A 22898-nucleotide genomic window follows, 5' to 3' on the forward strand; every position below is an offset into this window, starting at 1 on the left:
CAACCAGGCATTTGGAGAAAATTTCTTAAAATTAAGATATTTATCAGCATAAATATTCCTAAATCTTTCTATTTTCCTCTTTCATCATATAAGTTTTTCTTCCTCCAGTTTTGCCCTCATAATAGCATGTTTTGCCCAAAACCGGTCTTTGATCTTTTGCATGGTTTTTTGAAAATCAGGATGATTTTTTAAAGGTTTGAATATTGGGTCCCCTTCAATTAATAAAAACCAGAATGGATAATTATCCTTATTTGAAAATATTTTGAGTTGCTTCATTGCCTGGTTAATTTTCCCTTCGTACGCGTATTTTATTGCAAGATTAGCGCTCTTATAAACCGTATTATCGTTTTGACAATATTCTGAAAAAGAACTGAAGAAACTTTCTGCTTCTTCATGCAAACCAAGCTTCTCATATACCAGGGCGATTTTCGCATTTTCCCCTGTATAAATATCCAGGCCTCTTTTTTCCCTAGCGTCTACAAATTTCTTAAAATAGAAATAAGCGGTTTTATAATCTTCTTCCACATAATACATTTTAGCGATATCCTGCAAAATATCTAACCGGGTGGTATCCTTCTTCCATTCCTTGACCAATAATTTCTGGGTTCGCTTAACATTAGCATCCCTGGCAAAAAGAATAAACGCTTTTACATGCGGGGAGTAATAATTTTGTGAATCATAATCAAGCGACAGATCTACAAATTTAAGCGCTTCATCAAAAAACCCTGAGGAAACCAGCGCATTGCTCAGCTGCAAATAGGCATAGCTTTGGGTAACCGAGTCATTTGCTGCAACATTTAACTGCGCAGCTTTTAAGGCATATTCCAGGTATTTTTGGGTATTTGGAGTTAACCGGAAATAGAAATCGGCCAGCATTTGAATAGCCAGAGAAGAATTTGGATTATACTCCAGGGCTTTTTCAAGATATGGAAGGGCTAAGGAATATTCCTTTGTCTGAATGTAATAAAAAGCCTTAGCTGTAAGACTTTCAGCAGATTTTGAATCATACAGCAGCGCTTTATCTGCATAACTATTAATCTTTTCTGTAAACTGTTTTTCAGCCTGGAACATTTCCAGCAGGTAATAGGAAATGGCGAGATTTGCATAGGCCAGCGAGAATTCCGGGTCCTCTTTTATCGCTTTTTCAAATAAGCCGATGGCTTGTTTAAGCCCTTCGTTAGTCCTGGATGAATAAGGATCCAGCGCCTGCAGGTAATAATCATACGCCAACAGGTTTTCAGTTGGTTTTTTCTCGATTTGCCTCAGTTCTGCCGGAGTGACAATCGCCTCGATAGCGTTCGAAATTTTTGCTGAAACTTCACTCTGAAGGGCAAAAATATCGCCCACTTCACGGTTGTACTGCTCTGCCCAGAGATGCCGGTCTCCCGAAGCCTCGATAAGCTGGATGTTGAGCAACACCTGATCGCCTACTTTTTGCCCGCTTCCTTCAACAAAGTAGTTCACCTTAAGTTCTTCAGCTATTTCCGGAATTGTTTTATTGGTATTACGGTATTTCTCCACTGAAGATCGGCTTATAACCCGCAGGTCTTTAATCTTCTGCAGGTTATTTAAGGTAGATTCCATCAAGCCGTTAACAAAGTAAAGATTGGTGGAATCATTGCTTTCATTTTTAAAAGGTAGAACCGCAATGGATTTTTCCGGCTGTATTTCTTTATGCTCCTGCGCGGGCCGTTTATAAAAAATGAAAAAAGAAGTTTCTGAAACAACCAATATCGCTATCGTAACAAGCAGAATCTTGTTGGGGAATTTGTGGGTTAGCTTTTCTTCGGAAGCCTCCTGGACTACAGGTTCCGGTGATACCGGCAGCGGTTTTTCCGGTTCCGGCTTTCCCACGGCGCCGGGGGGATACCCGTATTGTTCCCGGAAACACTTGATGAAATAAGAGGAACTTCCAAAACCAACTTTATACGAAATCTCTGAAACAGTGAGTGAAGTTTCCTTCAGCATTTCCATAGCGATCTCTAATCGCACCTGCCTTATAAACTGGCTTGCCGAAAGACTTGTAGCTTTCTTTATCTTTCGCAGCAAATTGGAACGGCTCATATTCAGCTGTTCTGCCAGTTCAGAAACGCCAAACTGATCTTTGGAAGCATTCTCCACGATAACTGCAGTTGCCTGATTAAGAAAATCCCCTCTGTTTGCGTGATCTGACATCCAATTGTTTATCCAGTCAATTTAACAAAATTTTATATAATCTCACATGGATATATAACATTAAATATCAGCCACATAACCGGCACTCGCGCCATAATTTATACTGCTGCTTCATAATTTATATGCCTGTTCCAAACTTTATTCTTTTGGCATCGTGGCTTGTATGCCTTCTATTCTTCCCTTTTCCATCTTTGTGAGAAACAAAACCTAATTATATAAAAGCTAAAAATTAAAAATCATGAAAACACTCAAAATGAATTCCGTTCGGGTATTATTGAACCTTTTCTTAATGGCTACTTTATTTTCGGCCTGCAGCCAGACCAACAAGAAATCTAACGAACAACCTGTGGTAGAAAAATCAGCGATGGATATTCACGCGGCGGTAATGGCAAATAACCTGGAGGTTGTGAGACAACATATTGAAGCAGGTAGTAATCTAAACGTAAAAGATAATTTTAGCGGTTCCACTCCTTTAAATACTGCTGCCGTATTTGGTAAAACCAAAATTGCCAAAGAACTGATTGATGCAGGTGCCGATCTTTCCGTAAAAAACAATGATGGTTCCACACCGCTACATACCGCCGCTTTCTTTGGCCGGGTGGAAATTGTACAAATGCTGATAGATGCACATGCAGATAAAACGCTACGAAATAATTTTGGCGCGACTCCAAGGGAAACCGTTGCGGGTCCATTTTCAGACATGAAACCCATTTATGAAATGATGCAACAACAACTTGCACCATTAGGCCTAAAACTGGACATGGAGCAACTCCAGAAAAATCGTCCTGTAATCGCTATGATGTTACAGTAATACTACAAAATCTTTTATCATGAAAACTCAAAGAAGATACGATATAGACTGGCTGCGGGTGATGGCGATAGGACTCCTTTTAATCTATCATATCGCCATCATCTTTCAGCCGTGGGCAATGTTCATTGGATTTATAAGAAGCGATGAGCTGATGGAAGGCTTGTGGAAACCTATGAGCATGCTTAATGTATGGCGCATTCCGTTGCTGTTCTATGTTTCGGGTATGGGCGTATATTTTGCCATTCAAAAACGTAACTGGAAAGAATTGTTGCTGGAGCGTGGCAAAAGAATTCTCTTGCCCTACATATTTGGGATAATTGCTATTGTCCCTTTACATTTTCTCATTTTTCAGGAGTACTACAATCTTTCTTTGGGATATTATGCGCACCAGGGACATTTGTGGTTCCTGGGAAATATTTTCGCCTATGTATTGCTAATGCTTCCCCTGTTTTTTTATCTGAAGAAAATAAAGAACAGCAGGTTTATGAAAGGATTAAGTTCCCTTATGAAAAATCCGGCAGGACCACTTTCTGTATCTATTCTTTTTGTGGTGGAAACAATTTTGGTAAGGCCACAGGTCTTCGAAATGTACGCGCAGACCTGGCACGGATTTTTCCTTGGGCTGATGGCCTTCTTTTTCGGCTTCCTTTTCGTCTATATAGGGCAGGCATTCTGGCAAACGGTATTGAAATGGAAATGGCTGTACTTTGGCCTGGCCATTTGTTTTTATATAATCCGTCTCACCTTATTTAACATGGAAGCACCAGGCTATTTAATGGCCCTCGAATCTAACTGCTGGATTTTTACAGTTTTCGGATTTGGCTACAAATACCTGAACAAACCGGGCAGGATCTTAAGCTATTTAAGCCAGGCAGCTTATCCGGTTTATATCATTCACATGTTTGTTTTGTATGCCGGCGCCCTGTTTATCCTGCCGTTGGAAATTCCTGTTTTGCTGAAATTTATATTGATTAGCCTATTTACATTTTTGGTGTGCTTTCTCATTTATGAATTTATACTCAGGCGGATTAATATACTAAGACCGTTGTTTGGACTAAAATGGATGTATAAAAATGATGAGAAAAAAGCCGAACAGCTATCGGAACCTGTTCAACCTAATTAAGCCAAGAATTGACTAAACGGCTGAATAATTTAAGTTTTTTAATTTTACATAAACATCTTTAAATAAGATAGTTAACTTGCATATTAGAGAAAAAATTCAGTTAAAACCATACATATCATTCAAGACTAATCTATACCATTTGAAAAATGAGTAGAATATTTAGAAAATTTAGACTATCACAAATTTCGGAAAGTAGAAGTGGTAAGTATTTTATTTATGCGATAGGAGAAATTATACTTGTCGTCATCGGGATCTTGATTGCCTTGCAGATAAACAACTGGAACCAGGCCAGAAATGATGATAAAGCCCTGAAGGAGTATTTGGGCAAAATTAGATCACACACCTTAAAAGATATTCAATGGCTTGATAGCTTAAGCATTTATAGAACCTATGTGGGCCTGCAGTGCAAAAAGGCCAGGAAGAGTATACTGGACAAAACAGAAGAGCAGAACCTTTCTCTACTTATGTCCTGCGGAAGTGCTTTTATGGACTACTATTTTAGACCCAACACCAGTGGATATGAAGCTCTTAAAAACTCAAAATACTTCGGTAAAATTAATAATACAGTCCTTGATTCGCTTTTAACCAACTACTACAGAATAGTAGATGATATTGCGCAAAATGAAAGTAGTTATAACCACTACGTAAATGGCCAGGAAAACTATCTTTCCACCCAGTTTGACAGGTCTTTAATTCTGGCTACTGCTTTTCTACCACCGGATTCCCTGAATATAAGGGCCACTCCACAATCTGAATATTATGAAGATTTTGCTGAATATACCGCCTCTGCGTCCTATCGAAACGTGATTGGTTTAGCAGCTTTCCAATTTGAATCAATGGTTAATCAGTATAAAAAATTGAAGGGCGTAGGCAATGGAATCGTTACAGAAATTGATGTATTAATCAAAAATTAATTTCTTTTTTTACATCTTCATTTTTTAATTCCGAAAGACAAAATACTCTATTTACGATAGAAAATCATGAATAAAAAACAAATAAAACGAATTTTCAGGATAGTATTTATTCTTGTAAGCATAGGCTCTTTATTTTTTGTACCGTGGATTTTGGTAAAAGCGTGGATTATGCCATTACCAGATAGCGTTCAGGAACAGTTGAAGGAGGCTGTGGACCTGGGATTTGACGGGATTATTGTTTACGTAGACGAGGGCGCAAAGCCACCGAAATTTTATGCTGAAGGATGGAAAAACAGGGAAAACAAAATACCTGCAGATCCGCATTCTTTATTCAAAATTGCCAGTATTGGGAAATTATATAACGCAGTTGCGATCACCAAACTGGTAAGCGAAGGGCGCTTATCGCTGGATAAAACACTTGCAGATTACTTTCCGGAACTCGTGGGAAGAATTGAAAATGCCAGTGAAATTACCTTAAGAATGATGGTGCAGCATAGAAGCGGTATTCCAAATTATACCAATACTCCTAATTTTTGGGTCGACCCTCCGGAAAGCGATAAGAAAAAACTTGAACTGGTACTGGATCTTCCCGCCAGCTTTGCACCAGGTGAAGATTATGAATATTCCAACACCAATTATTTACTTATTTCCATGCTCATTGAAAAGGTTTCAGGAACTACTCAATTTCAATATATAAAAGAAAAAATTTTAGAGCCTCTCGGGCTAAAAAATACATTCGGTTCCATTCATGATGTAGATATGGACGAGCTTATGAGCGGCTATTATGTAGGCGTGGAAGAAGATATTAAAACTACTGATTATGGTTCTATGGTGGCCACAGCAGAAGATGTTGGCATATTTCTGCGGGCTTTAAATGATGGTTCCTTATTAACTGAAGAGGAGCAGGAAATTTATTCTTCTATTTATAAATACGAACATACAGGACTCATTCCCGGTTACCAGAGTATAGCAAAATATCATCAGGATATAGATGCAGTGGTGATTCAATTTAATAATACGACCAACTTTGATGGATATGAATGGAATTTGGCAGAAATCGTATATAGTCGTGTTGTAAGAATAATTAGAAAAAACTCATAAGAATTAAGCTGCTGGTTTCCGTAGAACCTCTCCGAAAAAATTAATTACAAAGGCACTTCGGCGTATTTCAGCAAATTTGAAATATCTTTAACAGGCCCATCAGAACCCGGGAGCTTTATTCCATTTGTACTTACTGCTTCATGATCCATATTATTAGGTATACACAGAAGGAATTGTAGAATTATTTTCAGGGTGGCTGTCTTCCGGAGTCCCGTTATCGGCCATTATTTTTCCCAGTTCCTGCAAATAATGTATAGTTTCCGGCCCCTTTGCCAAAAGATGATGCTCACAGCCGCATAAATATTCAAACATATAACCGAAGGAAGTATCATACAAAATTTCAGAGTCGCTGCGTTCCCCTACAAAATGTGATAAGTTGGAAATCATAGTTTTTTAATTTAAAAGATTATTAAAAGGCTGCGGCTTAGAGCTGGTAAAGTGTGTGGGAACTTTTCATAACTCCAGCTTGTGTTTCTTCACTACAATCCATGTTTTCAACTTCATCAATTGCCTGCTGATATTCTGTGCCCCAAAAAGGACAATCGCTGAATTCTTCATAAAATGTAATTAATGATTCCTTATAGTTCTCGCAGTTTTGCACATTGGGGTTTTCTGAATAAACTGTAAGAGCATCCATAACATCGGCATACTCATCTTCAAAATCGGCACATCCTATTGCATTGTTTTCATCCACATCAGAATCATCATCAGAACAGGAACAAAGGCCAAAAAAGCTCAGTGAAAGAAGTGCTAAAAAAATTGTTGATTTGATTTTCATAATATTGTCTTTTTAATCTATTAATAATGTTAAGCGTATTTTTATTTTCTACGGTATGCCAAAACTTATCTTTAAATGTCTTTAAACCATTCCTGAAATTTTTCCCCAAGGAATGGTACGGCTTTTAGCCTGCCGTTAATGGCATTTATAAGTCCCATTATCCATAAGTACAACAGAAATAAGGAACCGAAGAAACTTACTATCCACCCCAGTACAGGCACAAGGCCTACCACAAATAAGGCTATCCCGCATACACATAAACCTAAGGATTGCCGAATATGATAAGCAGCAAATTCATCTTTTTTATCCCTGTTCATCACAAAGGCCGCCACCAGTCCAATAATTGTTAAATAAGCGACTATTGCAAGTGTTTTATCGTCTTCTATATGGGTTTCTCCATCTGTGGTTCTGGTTTCCATAATCTTATTTTAGAAGGTTAGAGATGTATTTTCATTAATCTTTCGCAGGTGCATTGTAATCTGATTTACTTATTGAAAATTGACTTTCTTCAATCTTCGTACAGGTAATAACTGTATTTTTTGAAGGTTCATCTTTATTTTCCATTTCCATCTGCATCATCAGGCCTTCTCCATTTTCTAGCCATTCAGGATCAAATCCACTCGGAATTTTTTTTTGATTCGCCTGAAAGATGTCATTAAAGCTGATCCCCGCTTCATCGGTTACATAGAAGGTAAAAACCGAATTTTCATTCTCTATTCTGTAACCCTGGCAATCGTAACCCTGAATTGTTTTCTTTCCGATTTTCTGGATTTCCATATCTGCATTTTCATTCTTCCCTTCCATAGTTCCGGAAGGTTCAGGAAATTTTGTAGCGGTAACAAAATTTCTTCCGTCAGAAGCTAAATACATCACGGTCATATTATTCCCTTTATCGAGAACCGTGAACATTTGGGGTGCCTTCGGAAATTGTACACCTACATATTTGGAATTCTCTTTCAGGAAATAGGTCATTTCCATGTCAGTTTCTGCTGTTTTCATGTTTAAGGTATATTCCCAATCAAAACTGTAGATTTCAGGAATTTCAGCAGGGTCTACCATTTCTGTCCCAACCGGGAAAGAAGCATTCTTGAAGTCTGTTTCCCAAAGCTGATTAAGTTTTTTATCAGTTTCATTTGCGGCTTTGTCTGATACATTCTTTACCACCGCATCTTCCACTTTTTCTTCAACTTTTTTGGTCAGTTTCCTGAAGATCTGTGCTTCAGCAGGAAAATGGAATAGAAATAAAATTCCGAGATTTAATATCAGTAACTTTTTCATTTTGTGTTTTTTATGGACAATTACTCTCCGGGGATTAGTACTGTAATTGCTTTTATGAGGATGCACGTAGAGAGCAGCACCAATAAAAAGAAGAGCAGTATATGCCGGGATTCCGGAAAGCCTTTCATTGCCTTTATTTTACAAATTGAATTTTACTCCGGCTCCAATTACAAGTTGGCCGCCATCAATAATCACATATTTTATTTCAGCAAAGGGAGTTATGTTGCTGCCTATGCTAAAATTTGCACCAGCCCCAAGATTTAATCCAAACCTGCCATCACTAACCTCCATAGAACCGCCGCCAAACTGGCTCCCGTCATAATCTAACTGGACGTGGGAGTAATTAAGCCCTCCTAACCCATAAAAGACAAGTCTTTCATTATCAATAAAGTAGTAATTAGCATTTCCGTTTATTTCCCACCAATTCAGGTCTATACCAGATTGATCTTTTGGCAGGTAGTAAATAAAACCGGGAGAAATACTAAGATTTTCCATAATTGGGAATTCCGCATTAACTCCAATACCTAAATTTTCTATTTCTGTTCCGTAGGCCAACATTGCGCCCAAACGGGTTTCATCTTGTGCGGAAGCGTTAAAAATACCTGCAAGAAACAGGACTGCGCTTGTGACTAATAATCTTGTTCTCATTTTGAATTGTTTCTGATTAATAATTAATTAAGACATTTCTGTTGAAAAATATTTTGGGTGCTGAATTAATTAGGATGAATATCCGAAAGAAGTACACCTTCGACAATAGGTGTTGAGTATAAGCCTTTTATGGATGAGCGTAGCCGCAATAAGTTTTATTAAAAGTACCTGTTGAACAAAAATTGGCAAATTGAAGAGTTTACTCATTCATAATGCACTTATACTCATGAAAAACAGGTTTTTAGCCGGCTTTCCTTTAATAGTTCCAATAGAAAAGTTACATTTAAGAATAGCTTTTCTTTAAGCTGAAGTTCATTTGAAGCAAATAAAAAATTATACCGGTCATGAGAGTAGCCATTATAGACGATGAAGTGCATTGTGTGGAAGGGCTGGTGCTGCACCTGAAGAGCAAGTTTCCCGAAACCGAAATTGTATTTAAAGGAACCCGGCCGGAAGATGCTTTGCTTGCCTTACCCGATGCCCGCCCGGATTTGCTGTTTCTGGATGTGGAAATGCCCGGAATGAACGGGTTTGAATTACTGGAACAACTCCCGGAGGATTCGTTTGATGTAATTTTTACTACTGCCTACAGCCAGTATGCCGCACAGGCTTTTAAAGCCAAAGCGGTAAATTACCTGTTAAAACCTATTGATGAAATGGAGTTGCAGTCTGCAGTAATGCAGTGGAAGGAAGAAAGGGAAATGAAGAACAATCTTTCTTCAGAAAGGATAAAGGAGCTTCTAACTTATATGAAACGGGAAGGGATCCTGAAAAATAAAATAGCTGTTCCTGTCTCTGAAGGATTCGAGTTTATAGAAACCAACGAAATTTTATACTGCCAGAGCCAGAATAACTATACGCTTTTATTTACCGTTGATAATCGCAAGCTGGTTTTAAGTAAAACCCTAAAAGAATTTGAAAAATTACTTGATAAATATTTTTTCATCCGCATCCATAAATCCTATCTCATCAATCCAAATTATATGAAGAAATATTACCGGAATGACGGCGGTTACCTGGTGATGCAGGACGGAAAATCCGTACCGGTGAGTAAAAATAAAAAGGAGCTGATCACGAATTTATTTGATGCCATTACCAAAACCGCTTAGATTTTACGCAATCTCAGTTTGAACTGATTTTATATATGTACAATTCTAAAAAAAACTTCCATAGGTTCCTGTGGAAAATACTCTTTTTACTCATTTTCTCTTGCTCATGTACTGCATTGGCCCAGTCCCGCCTGGATAGCCTGAAATCTGCCTTCATTCAGGAAACAAACGATTCCCTTAAAATTGTATATGAACTTCAGCTCAGCAGGCAAATACACCGGAAGGATCATAATGAAGAAGAGGAATATACTTATGCCCAAGATGCCATTCAGCAGGCACTGAATATAAGCGATACCTTATTATACGCCCGGGCTTTAGACAATTTTGGTTTGCTTTACCGCTATCATCAGCATTATGATGAAGCCTTTTCATTACATATTAAAGCTTTTAACCTGGTAAAGGATAGGAAAACAGATCCCCTTTATAAAATGATTTTTGCAAATAATGCCGGGGTGGCCGGGCGTTATAATCAGAAATATGACGCTGCTGTTTCTTATTATATGAAAGCCTTAAAAATTGCCGAAGCGGAAAATGACCTTAAAAATATTGCCATTTCCAGCAATGGGATAGGAAATGCATTGGGAAACATTCCCGGTCGTGAAGAGGAGGCCCTCGGTTATTTTAAACGCTCTCTTAAAGCTGAAAGGAAGCGTGAAAACAGCCTGGGGATAGCGATGAACTATCTTTCGATTGCAGATTATTATATAAATAAGGAGCAATTTAAGCGCGCCAGGGAATATCTTCACGAGTTACTTCAAATAAACCAGGAAAGAAATGATTTATATGGCCTGGCCATTACCTATGAATACCTGGGAATAGCCTATTTAGAGGAAGAAAAAAATCTCAAAAAGGCTGCTTCTTATTTTAAGGATGCCCTTCAAAGGTTTAGGGAAATAGAGGATGCGCACAAACAGGCAGAAATATTATTGAGGGTAGGCGATATAAAACTAAAGCAAAATCAATTGACCCCAGCCCGGGAGAATTTTCAAAAATCTTTGGCCCTGGCAAAAAGTTTAAACCAGTATGGGCTGATTATGGAAAATTCCTTCAGGCTTTCCACCATTATGGAAACCAATAATAAACCTTCACAGGCATTATTTTATTTCAAACAGGGGAAAGCTTACGAAGACAGCATTGAACTCTCTGAACAAAATGTTGAGATTGCTGCGCTTATAAGGAAGTATGATTTAGAGAAAAAAGAAAACCATATCAAATTACTACAAAAAGACAAAGCCCTCCAACAAACCTTACTGGCCAACCAAAAACAGAAGCTGGAACGGCGCAGGATTTTTATGTTGCTACTGGGAACCGCACTCTTCTTTATCCTTATTATTTTCTTTCTGCAATACCGGAATTCCCTCACCAAAAAGAAAACCAATGCCCGAATTTTAAAAGAAGAGAAGGAAAAAATGAAGGCTATTTATGAGCGCAATCTTGCCCGGGCAGAAATTCTCGTCACCCGGCTACGTATTAATCCGCACTTTCTTTTTAACAGCCTTAATGCCATTACTTATCTTATACAAAGCGAACAAAATTCTAAAGCCGTAAAATACCTTGTTGTTTTTAGCCGGTATACCAGAATGGTGCTGGAAACTTCGCAGAAACATGTAGTGCCGGTGACCGAAGAACTACAATTAACCCATTATTATCTTACCCTGGAAGAAAACCGTTTTGGAAAAGACTTCTCTTTTAAAATAACAGGAGATGATGCCCCGGAAGTTAAAGACGCGCTTATTCCTCCGCTTTTACTGCAGCCCTTTATTGAAAATGCAATCTGGCATGGATTGTTACCAAGTAAACGGAAGGAAAAAACCTTGTTAATAGATATAAAAGCGGAAGCGAAAAATATTCAAATAATTATTGACGATAACGGGGTTGGAAGAAAAAAAACGGCAACACAGGAATCCCAAAAAGCGCACAGGAGTATGGGAATGCATATGGTAGAAGAACGAATAGAATTATTTAATAAAAGCTATTCAGAAAAAATAAGTTGCAAAATCATCGATAAAAAGAATGAAGATGGCCAACCCGAAGGCACCCGTATAGTGTTACATTTACTACAGAAAAACACTGTTGAAAAGCGGAATAATGTATTCTCCTGAAATAATAATTATCCTGCCTGTTTACAAATATAAAAGTCGAATCCAGTAAATACATACCACATTTATATTCTTTGGTGAAATCTGATAAACACTTCAATTTAAAATAAGGTTTCGCCGGGATAATGCTAATGAGATAGAAGAAATTCCTTAGCGTTATCACCTGGCGCCTCTGGGACAATCGATTGCGTATAATAAATTAATATTTATATTTAATAACCCAGAACCTCGGAGCAGGCATTTCGGAGATTAACTCTCACTGAGATAAAAATAAGGATAGAAAATTTCAGCCTTTAAAACTCTGGCTGGTGAATTTATCATGTATTATTTAAAATCAAAATTCATGAAGCAGATTAAGTCAATTTCATACATATTTACTTTTGTTGGAGCACTCATTCTTGCCGGGTCCTTAAAAGCCCAGGATTGTGGGGAGAAGGTAAACGATCCACGGGGTAAAATGCAGCCATGGGAAAAAGGCGCCTGGGAAACCGGGGAATACCGCAACCTATTTTTGGAGGCCGGTTATAGGCAGGCAGAGATTGATGCTAAACTGGAAAAAGCTTATTACGACACCTTTGAAGGACCAGACAGGGTGTATTTTGAAGTAGAGGATTCCCTGGCCTATGTCTCAGATTTGAAAAATAAAGATGCCCGTACCGAAGGGCTTTCATATGGGCTTATGGTAGCCGTTCAGCTGGATAAAAAAGAAGTTTTTGACCGTCTTTGGCGATGGACTAAAAAATATATGCAACACCAGGGTGGTGCCAGCGATGCTTATTTTGCCTGGAGTGTAGATCCAAAAACAGGAAGACCAAATGCAGAAGGTTCTGCCTCAGATGGGGAATTGTATTTTGTTACTTCCCTCCTCTTCGCCTCTAATCGTTGGGGAAATAAAACCGGGATTGACTATTACAGCGAAGCCAGGAGAATTTTGGATGCGATGTGGAGCAAAGATGGTACAGAGGGGGGTAGGAACGTCCTGAATGTAGAACACAAGCAAATTAATTTTGTACCACATGATGGTGGTTACGACTGGACAGACCCTTCTTACCACCTGCCTGCCTTTTTTGAGGTGTGGGCTCAATATGCCAATGACGGCCATGAAGATTTTTATAAAGCTGCTGCAGATACTGCCCGCATGTTTTTACATCGCGCCACACATCCCATAACCGGTTTAACTCCAGATTATGCCGAATTCAGCGGCGCTCCCCATAGCCGTGGGAAGATGGGTGATGCCTTCAGGTATGACTCCTGGCGTGTTCCCATGAATATCGCTATGGATTATAGCTGGTATGCCCAGGGATAAAAAATGGCAACAGGAATATGCGAACCGCATTCAAAATTTTCTGTATTGTCAGGGCTTAAAGACGTACGTAGATCAATACAATATCGATGGTTCAACTCCCGACTGGATATTGCCTGCAGGTCGTTATCAAAAATTAAGGCATTCCCTTGGATTGGTTTCCACGGCCGGTGCCGCTTCTATCATGGCCACCCATCCCAAAGGCTGGAAATTTGTAGACGAGGTATGGAATGCAAAACTGGAACCTTATGAAGATGGCTATTTCGACCCCTATTTTGATGGACTGCTTTACCTTTTTAGCCTAATGCACCTGAGCGGGAATTATCGTATTATCACCCCACAAAGCAATTAATACCGGGTTCATCCGGGTGTAATTTGTATGTTTTAGGCTACCTCTCCCAAAAAAATTAAGTTGGTAGAAATAAATTCAATTACCGGATGTTGTGAGGAATCCATGTCCGGGTCCAAAAAATTGTACGAAGGTTTCGGTACACAGGTAACGAATTCAGGGAAAAATATTTTATTAGTAATTGTTTACCAGACATTTACAATGATATCCATTTTTATTTTTCAGCAAAAAAGATGTGAATTATTTCCCGGGGAAGGATCTTAATTAAAATATTTTCAATAATTTTAAGAGGTTCTTTACTTAAACCTATGGGTAAGAATTACAAAATTATTGCACTGGAAGATAATCCCATTTACAGGGGACATCTAAGAATGATTTTGGATAAACTGAACTACAAAACCTGCAAGATGTTAGATTCCCCCAAAGGTTTTATGAACATTATAGAAGCCTGCAAACCAGATGTTATCCTTATGAATATCAATATTGAAAATGAAACAGGCGGCATAGAGCTTACCAAGAAGATCAACAGGCAATATGATATTCCAACCATCTTTCTTACCTCTTATGATGATATGCTAACTTTTAAAAGGGCTAAAAAAGCTTTACCATACTTTTACCTGGTAAAACCTTATAAGGAATATGATCTGGAGCGGGCAATCGAGTTAGCGATTCTCCATAAAAAGGAAAAATTGTCCCGGCCACAGGGAACAGAGGCAGCTTCCTGCCAACACTTATTTTTTCGCACCAATAACAAGCTTCAGAAAATTGATTATAAAGACATTAAACTGGTTACGGCCATAGACAAATACTGCCATATTTTACTGAAGGATAGGAAAATAATTATAAAAGAAAGGCTTAAAAATCTTCTCTCCCGCTTACCTGAAGATCAGTTCATCCAGGTGCACCGCTCTCATATTATTAATATTGAAGCTATAGTTTCCCTGAACAACACTGCTACAGAAGTAACAATTTCAAATCAAACCCTTAAACTCGGCAGGACCTACAAAGCGAAACTATTATCAAGAATTAGTTTGATTGGCTAGAATTTTAGCTCACCATCCTTGCTCAATTTTCTAAATTGTAATTTTTTTGTCTGTAAAATTTATATTGAAGATCTGGCAGGAAAAGTAACATTTATAATCAGCTACCCATCTTCCGGAATATCCGGATAACTAAAAAAGGATTGGAAATCCAGCCTAAGAACATTTTTGAGAATTTAATCTGTGCGGGGGAAGGCACTATTTTAAACCAGATCTCAAATTCAAAAAGTTTTTGAAGGGCAGTGAAAAATCCTTTTGATAATTATAAAAAGGAGCCCTCAAAAGTGAATTAGGTGGGGTATCCATGCTTCGAAATGCGGTTTATTCCCATCTTAAAGACATTCATTCCTCAATTTCCTGCATTCATTCCTTTTATTTTGAAGTAACATCTATGGTTCTCATCTTTAACCTGAATAAGTAAAGAAGCAAGCATGAAACTTCAACTATTCTTCAGGTTCTTAATAATGCTTCTAATTATAGGAGGGGAAAGTTGCTCAAAAGATGATGATGAGGTAGCCGATGGATATCTTGCCGCAACAGCCAACACGCTTGCTTATATTAGTTCTAAATCTTCCCAAGGCCTTATTATTGACCGATATATTTCAGATTACGGGACGGTATCTTTTCAACTAACCAGTAGTTCAGATGATAATAAAAATATTGAATTATTTATTCCAAATTTTAGTGGTGCCGGTATCTATGATATCAAAACTCTAAAGGGCAGCCGGATGGAATTTAGCACTGCTGGTGAAACGTGGTTTTTTGACCGTGAAAACTTTTACAGTAATGAATTCGATTACATCGAGATTACCAGCATTTCAAAAAATAGTATTGAAGGCAACTTTAAATGCCGCAGTATGATTCACGAGAACACCTTTGAAAATCTGGTGTTACAAGGGGAATTTAAAGGAAGGTTACGCCATTAAAATTTTACCCTTAATATAAATTTACAAATTTAAAGCCTTGTAAATCTTTGGATTAACAAGGCTTTGTTCCATTTGATAATGGACTTGGTCGGGGATTTAATCTAAATTTTTATTTAAACCATTAATTGTTTAAATTTTTCAATTGTTAGTGGTTTTATAAGAATATCCTTAATAGAGGGATCCTTTTCTGCCCTGGAGTGCTCTAATTTATCTATTGAAGAAGTAAGCAGGTAAATTTCTTTATTCTGCAGAAGATTTTGTTTTTTCATTCCCTGCAGGAATTCCCACCCATTCATTATGGGCATATTGATATCCAGGAAAATCATTGTTTTTTTAGAATCGTCATTTTCTCTGTTAAAATATGCCAAGGCCTCCTCACCATTTTCAAATTCTAAAGCTTCTTTGGCCAGGTTGCAGATTTGGACTATTCTTTTTAGAACTTTCCGTAGGATCTTATCATCATCAATAATAATTACTTCTAATTTCATATTGTTAGAACATTAAAGATCAAATTAAAGAGTGATTAATTATTTGCGTTCTAAGAAATTAGTTTTATCTGAAATCTGCCGGATGATAGAATCAATTTCTTCTGCCGATTCTAATATATTATCCAGTAATTCTTCTTTTTCTTCAGTTTTTAACCCCCCGTGTTGCATAAGATCTATAATACCCATCAGCCTTGCTACGGGAGCTCTTACATCGTGGGATTGCTGCCTCGCAATATCCTTTAAAATTTCATTATGCTCCAGAATCCTGTCTTCAGCTCGTTTTCTCTTGTCAATATCCTGAAAGCTTCCGTAAATTCTAATACATTTATTGTTCTTTTTCTCTGGTTTTCCAATAGAACGTATCCAGATTTCTTTTCCATTCAATGTAATAATGGGGAGTTCCATATCCCAGGATATATTTTTTTCTTTCGCATCTTTTATGGCTCTTTCCATGGTGGAACGGTAATCCTTTCGTAACAGTTTAAAGACCGATTCCATTGTTGGCTTGTAATATTGAGGAGCTTCATAAATCTCGCGAGTTATCTGGGACCAGAAAACCTTATTTTTTTCAATATCTAATTCCCAACTACCTATACGTGCCAGTTTGCCTGCATTATCAAATAATTGCTGCAGTTCTTTTGTCTTGGAAATATCCTTGGCTACTGCATATATAAGTCCTTCTTCTTTCGAGATAGTACAATCCCAATTAAGCCATATTATATTTCCTGAGCCCGTAACACATTGGCATTCGTAATGAAAATTTCTTCCGTAATCTATCTTGTCCTTAATTGTTTTTCTGCATTTATCAGTATTATCTGTATAGAGTAAATTCAATAAAGAACTCTTGAGAAGTTTTTCTTCGGAATATTCTAAAAGATCACAACCGGCCTTATTTATCCTTTTAAAATTACCCTCATAGTCCAGGGTTCCAATTAAATCTGGTACCAGCTGAAAAATGTGTTGCAGGTCCTGTTCCAGGCTTTTTCGGCTGATTTCGGCTGCCAGCTGGCCCGATATTTCGGGCCATACTTCACGGAATAAATTAAGGGAAGTAATATTTTCTTTTATCCCGCATATCCATACTCCAATGAGTTCATTGTTATTAATTAAGGGTACGCCTATTAATTTTTCGATCTGATTAATCTTGTTTAGATAATTAAGCTTACAATGATCATTAATATTCGCTACATCGGAAATGAGAAGTTTTCCTGCCTCCCAAACGGCGCCTGGAACCCCATCTCCCTTCCTGTAACTTTCGATAGAATTACTATTAATATTATCAGATTGATTGTTGTGTCCTGCAAAAAGTTCGATCTTGCTTTTATCTGAATTAACCAGCCATATTTCTGAAATCTGGAAATCTGCATACTCGTTAAATAATTGAGTGACCTCAAAGAGGGTTGATTTCAGATTATCATTATTGCTAAAAATAGTACTAAACTCACTTAAAAGTTCCTTTTTTAGTTCAACTGAACGTTGCAGGGTGATGTCGCCTAAAACACCAATCATGCGTAAAGCTTTTCCTTCTTTATCACGTATTACATAACCCTGATCCTTAACTACCGTGTAATTATCCTCTGCATTCTTAAATCTATATTTTGCCTGCCATCTATGCTGATAAGGATCGCTAATGAATTCCTGAAATGAGTTCATGGTTTTCTCCAGATCTGGAGGATAGACCAGTAACCTCCAATCGTTTATGGATAGTATGGTATTTTCGTTGTCGTAACCAAAGAGAGCCTGATAACCCTGGCTCCATTCAATGGTGTCTCTACCTAAATCCCTGGTGTAAATAGCTTCATTCGTCGCTTTATTCACATATTCCGCATGTTGCGTACTAATTTTCAAATCTTTACTTTTTCTGATATTTTCCAGGATGAGACCAATAAGAGAAGAAGAGCGTTCAAAGATCTGTAATGTTTCTTCTGTAGGAAAGCAGGTTTGATCATAATAATTGGCAAAAGTGGCAATCACCTCTTTTTTCTCATTAAATATGGGTTGGGACCAACAGGCTCTTATTCCGTAGGGAAGAATAAAATGCCTGTAGTTGTCCCAAAGTTCATTAGATTGTATGTCTGTAACAATTATTTTTTTTCCTGTATAGGCTGAAGTTCCACAGGAACCTGCCTTAGGTCCAATAGGCTGGCCATCTATAGCCGAGGTAATGGATTTAGGAAGCGCCCCTGAAGCCATATGCCATACTTTTCCATCTTCTACCCGTAAAATAGAAGCTTTCATATTAGTAAAAATAGCCTCCAGTCCTTTAATATATTCCTCGAACATTTCCTTTAGATCAGATTCCTGATTTAAAGCTGCTTCTAAAAGTTTTCTTTCAATTATTCCTAATTGATAATTGATATTTTCCTTATTCTTCCGGAGTCCTTCTGAAGATTCCGAGTTTGAATTAAAGCTGGCAACCGCATAGTAAAGCTTCTCTTCTTCATCCCAGGAAACCGACCACTTTAGGAAATCTTTCTTGTAAATGTAGGATTCAGCAACTTTATTCCCACTGAAATTATCCCATTCATTCGTGAAATCCCGGCAGGAAGTTAGTTGCTCTTCTTTACAGGTTTGATCGCCGCAGTTGCTGAAATAATCATCTGGATGTAAATCTAAAAACACCTCAGCCTTTACATTAGACCACAATACTCTTCCCTCCATGTTTATTACACAAGCAATAAAATCGGCGTTCCGGAATAGTTCTTTGAACGCAAAATTCTTTTTCATAATAATCTTGATTAATGCTTCGTAGGGAAAAGCATGTTAATTTTTAAATTTTCACAGCATAGCGGGCTTTTAGATAGTCTGAATAAATTGGTTAAGTATGGTAAATTTGCGGCAAAGCTTGTTGTTGTAAAAGAACAGTTAACTTAGAACAAGTATTTCTGCATCAGGGGCATTTCTTATGACAGAAAAAATTCCATTGTTCATCCCGCTAACAGTAGTATAGACCTCACTCGTTCCAATTACCTGGCCGTTAGTCGCTTTTAAATTAAATCTATGGCCCGTTGGAACCTGCTTTTTCTCGAAACGATCGTCGGTTTGTGAATTTTTCCTGATAGATTCAATTCCATTCTTACAGGCCTGCATAGTTTTGTAGGCTTCGCTGCTAAGAATAATTTGTCCGTTTCTCGCTTTTAAATTGAACCGATATTGTCCTGACTTATCGGTTTTGATTTCAAACTTTCCCATTTTTTGGTTTCTTAATTAGTATTTCTCTTACATTAGAAATTTAAATCTACCAACATATCTTTTGATTCTCGTTGGTAATAAAATGCGTTTAAATTGCTAATACTGCGGTAAAAATATTAACTAATGCAAGTGGGAAAAGTTTTTTTATTCTAGCGGCCTAAATGACAAAATAAACGGTAAAATTGATGCATTTAGCGGTTAGAGAAGATTCAGGCGTTTCATAAGCTGGGGTTTATTCCTTCTGCTTATCGGGATTACTTCTTTACCAATAAGCACACTGTTATCCTGAATGTCCACTATCATTTCGAGGTTGATAATAAAGGAACGATGTACTCGTAGAAATTTGGAAGCCGGTAACTTTTCCTCTATTTTCTTGAGGGTAGAATAGGTAATATAATTTTCATCCAGGGTTTTAATATATATAAAATTCCCCTTTGCTTCGATCATTTTTATACCTGGTATATCTATCTTAATAAGACGCTTATCAATATTTATGTAAAGAACGCTTTCTTCTCTGGACAAAACCTCTTCTTCAGGTTTTTTTACCTCGGCCTTTGTACCTTTTTTTCTACTAGATGCTTTAGTGATGGCGCTCTCAAATTTGTCCTTTTTTATGGGTTTTAGCAGGTAATCTGTAATATTATCAAACTCGAAAACATTAAGAGCAAAGCTTTTACTGGAGGAAATTAAAATGATTTGCGGATTATAATTTAAGGCTCTTATAAAATCAAAACCGTCAAAACCAGGCATAACAATGTCCAGAAAAATCAAGTCTATTTTTTTCTGTGTATTAAGATATTTTAGTGCTTCTACCGATGAATTAAACTCTTTCAATAGAACTAAATCATCTCTCTGCCTGATTAATTCTATCAATATTTTTCTTGGTAATTCCTCGTCATCAACAATTACGCAGTTCATTTTCCATTTTTGTATAAAATATGAATAAGCAAGCAGTATTCTAAGTCATCTGCCTGTACCTATTTCAACACTTTTTTGATAAATTTAAAGTACGAAAATAATTCTGAAATAATGCGAATAACTGTTGCATGTAAAAATTAAATTATTTCTTTTTCTGTGGATTTCCTAAACCGGTTCGCTGCATGGTGCCCCAATTCTTCTTTCCTTTATAAAGATCCCAATTTCCTTTAACAGAAGCCCACATAATAAAAGGATGATAGACCAAAGGCTCGATAAGGATGGTACCAATCAGCTTTATAATATATTTGGGTTTTTTGTACTGCTGAAAAGAGAACTCTTCAAAGAAAAGCGCGGTTATCGAAAATAGAATTGCAAAAGAATATACTACCGCAAAGAAGATGAGATACACCACCGGATTCAAATCGCTGAAAATAAACAGGTATATCACGTAGAGAATGCCCAGAAATTCAATGAGAGGCGCAAGCCATTCAAAAAAGAACCAATACGGGGTACTTAACATTCCCAGAACTTTATACTTTGGGTTAAAAAGCATTTTCCGATGTATCCACAGGGTTTCAGCCGTTCCTCTAGTCCAGCGGTTTCGCTGCCTGTGCAGGATATGCCATTTTTGTGGAACTTCTGTCCAGCATAAAGGATCTGGAACAAAACCTACATTATAAGAAATCTTTTCTTCCCTCATCTTTCTTCTCATCCTAACCAGTAGCTCCATATCTTCCCCTACTGTATCTGTGTTATAGCCTCCTGCTTTTATCACCGTTTCTTTATCGAACATGCCAAAAGCTCCGGAAATGAGGAGAAGTCCATCTAAGCGGGACCATGCCATCCTGCCCATCAAAAATGCTCTGAAATATTCAATGATCTGGGCACGGGCTAAAAAAGTATCAGGGAGTTTTACATCAATTATTCTTCCGTCTTCAATAATACATGAATTTGCCACTCGTATAATTCCTCCGGAAGCGATCACTTTTTTAGTGTTATTCAGAAAAGGTTTTACGAGTTTCATCAGCGCATCGCTTTCCAGAATACAATCAACGTCTATACAGCATGTAATTTCATGATCGCAAAGATTGATGCCTGTATTTAAAGCATCTGCTTTTCCGCCGTTTTCCTTATCTATTATCTTTAAATTTTTATACGCTTTGTTTCGGGATCTGTAGACTGCCCGCACTTTCTGTGTAGGAATGAACTGGTAATATTTAAAGTCCTTTTCTTCCAGGTCAAAAGTTTCAATTAATTGCTGCAAAGTGCCGTCTTTACTACCATCGTTTAGAATTACTATTTCACAGGATGGATAGTTAAGAGTAAGCAGGGAGCGAACGTTTTCTACCACATTTGCCTCTTCGTTATAGGCAGGGGCAAGCACCGAGATAGATGGTAAACTTGAAGATTGTAAAAGTGTGAATTCAGCCTGGAAATTATGTTTTCGCTTATAATCCCGAATTTCAAGAAAGGAAAAAATTGCAGCAAAACTGTAACCCAGGGAGATAATTATGCCGTAAAATAAAAATAACCAGCTGGCTATCTCTGCAATTTGATAAATATTCAAACTTTCAGTGTTTTGGAATTCAGGAGAAGAAGCTTCAATTACTTTCTACACAGTAACGCTGTTCGATTCTTCGATAAAATTTGATTTTAAATTATTAAAAACCTGCAGATTCATCCAGTCATGAGCAGGAATACGATTTTCAAATTTCAAAAAATCATCTGTATTTCCAATTCTTTGAAGAATCTTTATAATCACTTTTTTTGTATTTGGTGTTTGCGAGTTAAACGTTTCCTTACAATAATCCAGTAGTTCTGAATATTCTAACTGTGCGAGATATTCTATGGCTGCATTCTTTAATTCTTCCTTTTCACTCAAAAGAAAAGGAACCATTTTATCTATATTTTCATATTGATTGTATTCGCTAATCATCTTCATTGAAAAAAGCTGAACACTGGTTAAAGTATGATGTAACCAAATAGAAAAATCGGGTATTGGACCGGAATATTTTGTTTTTAAACATTCTTCGATATAGATCTGCTCCCAAAGCGTAATTGGGGTTTTAATCAAATCAAGAAATTCCAGCGGTTTTTCTTCTGAAATAGTTATAAGGTAAAAAATGGCCTGCTGTCGTACTTCTTCCCTTTCCGAATTAAGATGACTTTGTACAAGTTCCTTAAAATCGATAAGGCGAAGTTCTGAAGATACATATATGGCCCTCGCTATTTTATACCATATTCCACTTTTTAGATCTCTTTCTGTGAGTTTATCCAGTTCCCACATAAAGAAAAGGTCGCAAATCATGGTATTGGTGCTGCCTTTGAAATTTTCTTCAAAAACAAGTAAAGTTTTAATTGCTATTTTCTGTTCGAAAGCACTCTTTAAATTCTGGCTTTGAAAAGTCTTAATATCATTGGGGGACAAGCTTTCATCAAATAAATAGATGTTTATAAAGTTGCTTAACGCCTCATTTAATTTCTTAAGCTTTTTTTCTTTCAGAATCTTCTGATATCGGAGAAAAAGTATAGAAGAAATAAAAAAAAGCGTGATTAGAAAGAATACCATTGTGAAAATAAGATTGATTTTTAAGATCAATTCTCCGTTCTGGATGATATGTTCTATAAACTCCTCCAACTTAATTC

The 22898-nt window shown here is 37.2% G+C and carries 22 protein-coding genes; 10 read left to right on the top strand and 12 right to left on the bottom strand.

Annotated elements, in window-relative coordinates; genetic code table 11:
* Positions 1-84: 84 nt before the first annotated feature.
* Positions 85-2175, bottom strand: a complete 2091-nt coding sequence (locus RM553_RS08165) for a helix-turn-helix domain-containing protein (protein ID WP_311534433.1) — start codon at positions 2173-2175, stop codon at positions 85-87.
* 238 nt (positions 2176-2413) lie between these two features.
* Between RM553_RS08165 and RM553_RS08170 the strand changes: the two genes are divergently transcribed.
* The 4 genes from RM553_RS08170 to RM553_RS08185 all read left to right on the top strand — a co-directional run bounded on the left by RM553_RS08170 (position 2414) and on the right by RM553_RS08185 (position 6124).
* Positions 2414-2986, top strand: a complete 573-nt coding sequence (locus RM553_RS08170; protein ID WP_311534434.1) for an ankyrin repeat domain-containing protein — start codon at positions 2414-2416, stop codon at positions 2984-2986.
* Positions 2987-3005: 19 nt separating this feature from the next.
* On the top strand, positions 3006-4109 hold the full coding sequence (locus RM553_RS08175; protein ID WP_311534435.1) for an acyltransferase family protein: 1104 nt from the start codon (positions 3006-3008) through the stop codon (positions 4107-4109).
* A 146-nt stretch (positions 4110-4255) separates the two neighbouring features.
* Positions 4256-5023, top strand: coding sequence for a DUF6090 family protein (locus tag RM553_RS08180; protein ID WP_311534436.1), 768 nt, complete (start codon positions 4256-4258; stop codon positions 5021-5023).
* Between the two features lie 66 nt (positions 5024-5089).
* Positions 5090-6124 carry a serine hydrolase domain-containing protein gene (locus RM553_RS08185; RefSeq protein WP_311534437.1) on the top strand — a complete coding sequence of 345 codons (1035 nt, stop codon included), beginning with the start codon at positions 5090-5092 and terminating at the stop codon, positions 6122-6124.
* A gap of 153 nt (positions 6125-6277) precedes the next feature.
* On the opposite strand, the gene RM553_RS08190 is transcribed toward RM553_RS08185, so the two are convergent.
* From RM553_RS08190 to RM553_RS08210, 5 genes are all read right to left on the bottom strand, one after another.
* Positions 6278-6511, bottom strand: a complete 234-nt coding sequence (locus tag RM553_RS08190; protein ID WP_311534438.1) for a hypothetical protein — start codon at positions 6509-6511, stop codon at positions 6278-6280.
* A 37-nt stretch (positions 6512-6548) separates the two neighbouring features.
* Entirely contained in the window at positions 6549-6902 is a 354-nt protein-coding gene (locus RM553_RS08195; RefSeq protein WP_311534439.1) for a hypothetical protein, read from the bottom strand.
* A gap of 71 nt (positions 6903-6973) precedes the next feature.
* Positions 6974-7321: a DUF4870 domain-containing protein gene (locus RM553_RS08200; protein ID WP_311534440.1), complete on the bottom strand. Its 348-nt coding sequence runs from the start codon at positions 7319-7321 to the stop codon at positions 6974-6976.
* A 34-nt stretch (positions 7322-7355) separates the two neighbouring features.
* On the bottom strand, positions 7356-8180 hold the full coding sequence (locus tag RM553_RS08205) for a DUF4412 domain-containing protein (protein WP_311534441.1): 825 nt from the start codon (positions 8178-8180) through the stop codon (positions 7356-7358).
* A 138-nt stretch (positions 8181-8318) separates the two neighbouring features.
* Complete coding sequence (locus RM553_RS08210; RefSeq protein ID WP_311534442.1) at positions 8319-8828, bottom strand: outer membrane protein; 510 nt, start codon at positions 8826-8828, stop codon at positions 8319-8321.
* 344 nt (positions 8829-9172) lie between these two features.
* Between RM553_RS08210 and RM553_RS08215 the strand changes: the two genes are divergently transcribed.
* The 6 genes from RM553_RS08215 (at position 9173) to RM553_RS08240 (ending at position 15654) form a co-directional block, all read left to right on the top strand.
* Positions 9173-9937, top strand: a complete 765-nt coding sequence (locus RM553_RS08215) for a LytR/AlgR family response regulator transcription factor (RefSeq protein WP_311534443.1) — start codon at positions 9173-9175, stop codon at positions 9935-9937.
* A gap of 35 nt (positions 9938-9972) precedes the next feature.
* Entirely contained in the window at positions 9973-12039 is a 2067-nt protein-coding gene (locus RM553_RS08220; RefSeq protein WP_311534444.1) for a tetratricopeptide repeat-containing sensor histidine kinase, read from the top strand.
* Positions 12040-12379: 340 nt separating this feature from the next.
* Entirely contained in the window at positions 12380-13342 is a 963-nt protein-coding gene (locus RM553_RS08225; protein WP_311534445.1) for a family 8 glycosyl hydrolase, read from the top strand.
* The gene (locus tag RM553_RS08230) at positions 13329-13691 is read left to right on the top strand and encodes a hypothetical protein (protein ID WP_311534446.1); all 363 of its coding nucleotides are present in this window, start codon (positions 13329-13331) and stop codon (positions 13689-13691) included. Before RM553_RS08225 ends, RM553_RS08230 begins: the two co-directional genes overlap by 14 nt.
* A gap of 305 nt (positions 13692-13996) precedes the next feature.
* Entirely contained in the window at positions 13997-14731 is a 735-nt protein-coding gene (locus tag RM553_RS08235) for a LytR/AlgR family response regulator transcription factor (protein WP_311534447.1), read from the top strand.
* 428 nt (positions 14732-15159) lie between these two features.
* Positions 15160-15654 (top strand): hypothetical protein, encoded by a 495-nt coding sequence (locus RM553_RS08240; protein ID WP_311534448.1) that lies wholly within the window; start codon positions 15160-15162, stop codon positions 15652-15654.
* Positions 15655-15767: 113 nt separating this feature from the next.
* Here RM553_RS08240 and RM553_RS08245 read toward each other — a convergent pair whose 3' ends face one another.
* From RM553_RS08245 to RM553_RS08270, 6 genes are all read right to left on the bottom strand, one after another.
* Positions 15768-16142, bottom strand: coding sequence for a response regulator (locus RM553_RS08245; protein ID WP_311534449.1), 375 nt, complete (start codon positions 16140-16142; stop codon positions 15768-15770).
* 39 nt (positions 16143-16181) lie between these two features.
* Positions 16182-18869: a PAS domain-containing protein gene (locus tag RM553_RS08250; RefSeq protein WP_311534450.1), complete on the bottom strand. Its 2688-nt coding sequence runs from the start codon at positions 18867-18869 to the stop codon at positions 16182-16184.
* A 138-nt stretch (positions 18870-19007) separates the two neighbouring features.
* Entirely contained in the window at positions 19008-19334 is a 327-nt protein-coding gene (locus RM553_RS08255) for a YegP family protein (RefSeq protein ID WP_311534451.1), read from the bottom strand.
* A 198-nt stretch (positions 19335-19532) separates the two neighbouring features.
* Positions 19533-20252 carry a LytR/AlgR family response regulator transcription factor gene (locus RM553_RS08260; RefSeq protein WP_311534452.1) on the bottom strand — a complete coding sequence of 240 codons (720 nt, stop codon included), beginning with the start codon at positions 20250-20252 and terminating at the stop codon, positions 19533-19535.
* Between the two features lie 142 nt (positions 20253-20394).
* Entirely contained in the window at positions 20395-21819 is a 1425-nt protein-coding gene (locus tag RM553_RS08265) for a glycosyltransferase family 2 protein (RefSeq protein WP_311534453.1), read from the bottom strand.
* A 45-nt stretch (positions 21820-21864) separates the two neighbouring features.
* Positions 21865-22890: a hypothetical protein gene (locus tag RM553_RS08270; protein ID WP_311534454.1), complete on the bottom strand. Its 1026-nt coding sequence runs from the start codon at positions 22888-22890 to the stop codon at positions 21865-21867.
* Positions 22891-22898 lie beyond the last annotated feature (8 nt).

Origin of the sequence: Autumnicola tepida (assembly GCF_031846485.1) — a bacterium.
GTDB lineage: Bacteria > Bacteroidota > Bacteroidia > Flavobacteriales > Flavobacteriaceae > Autumnicola > Autumnicola tepida.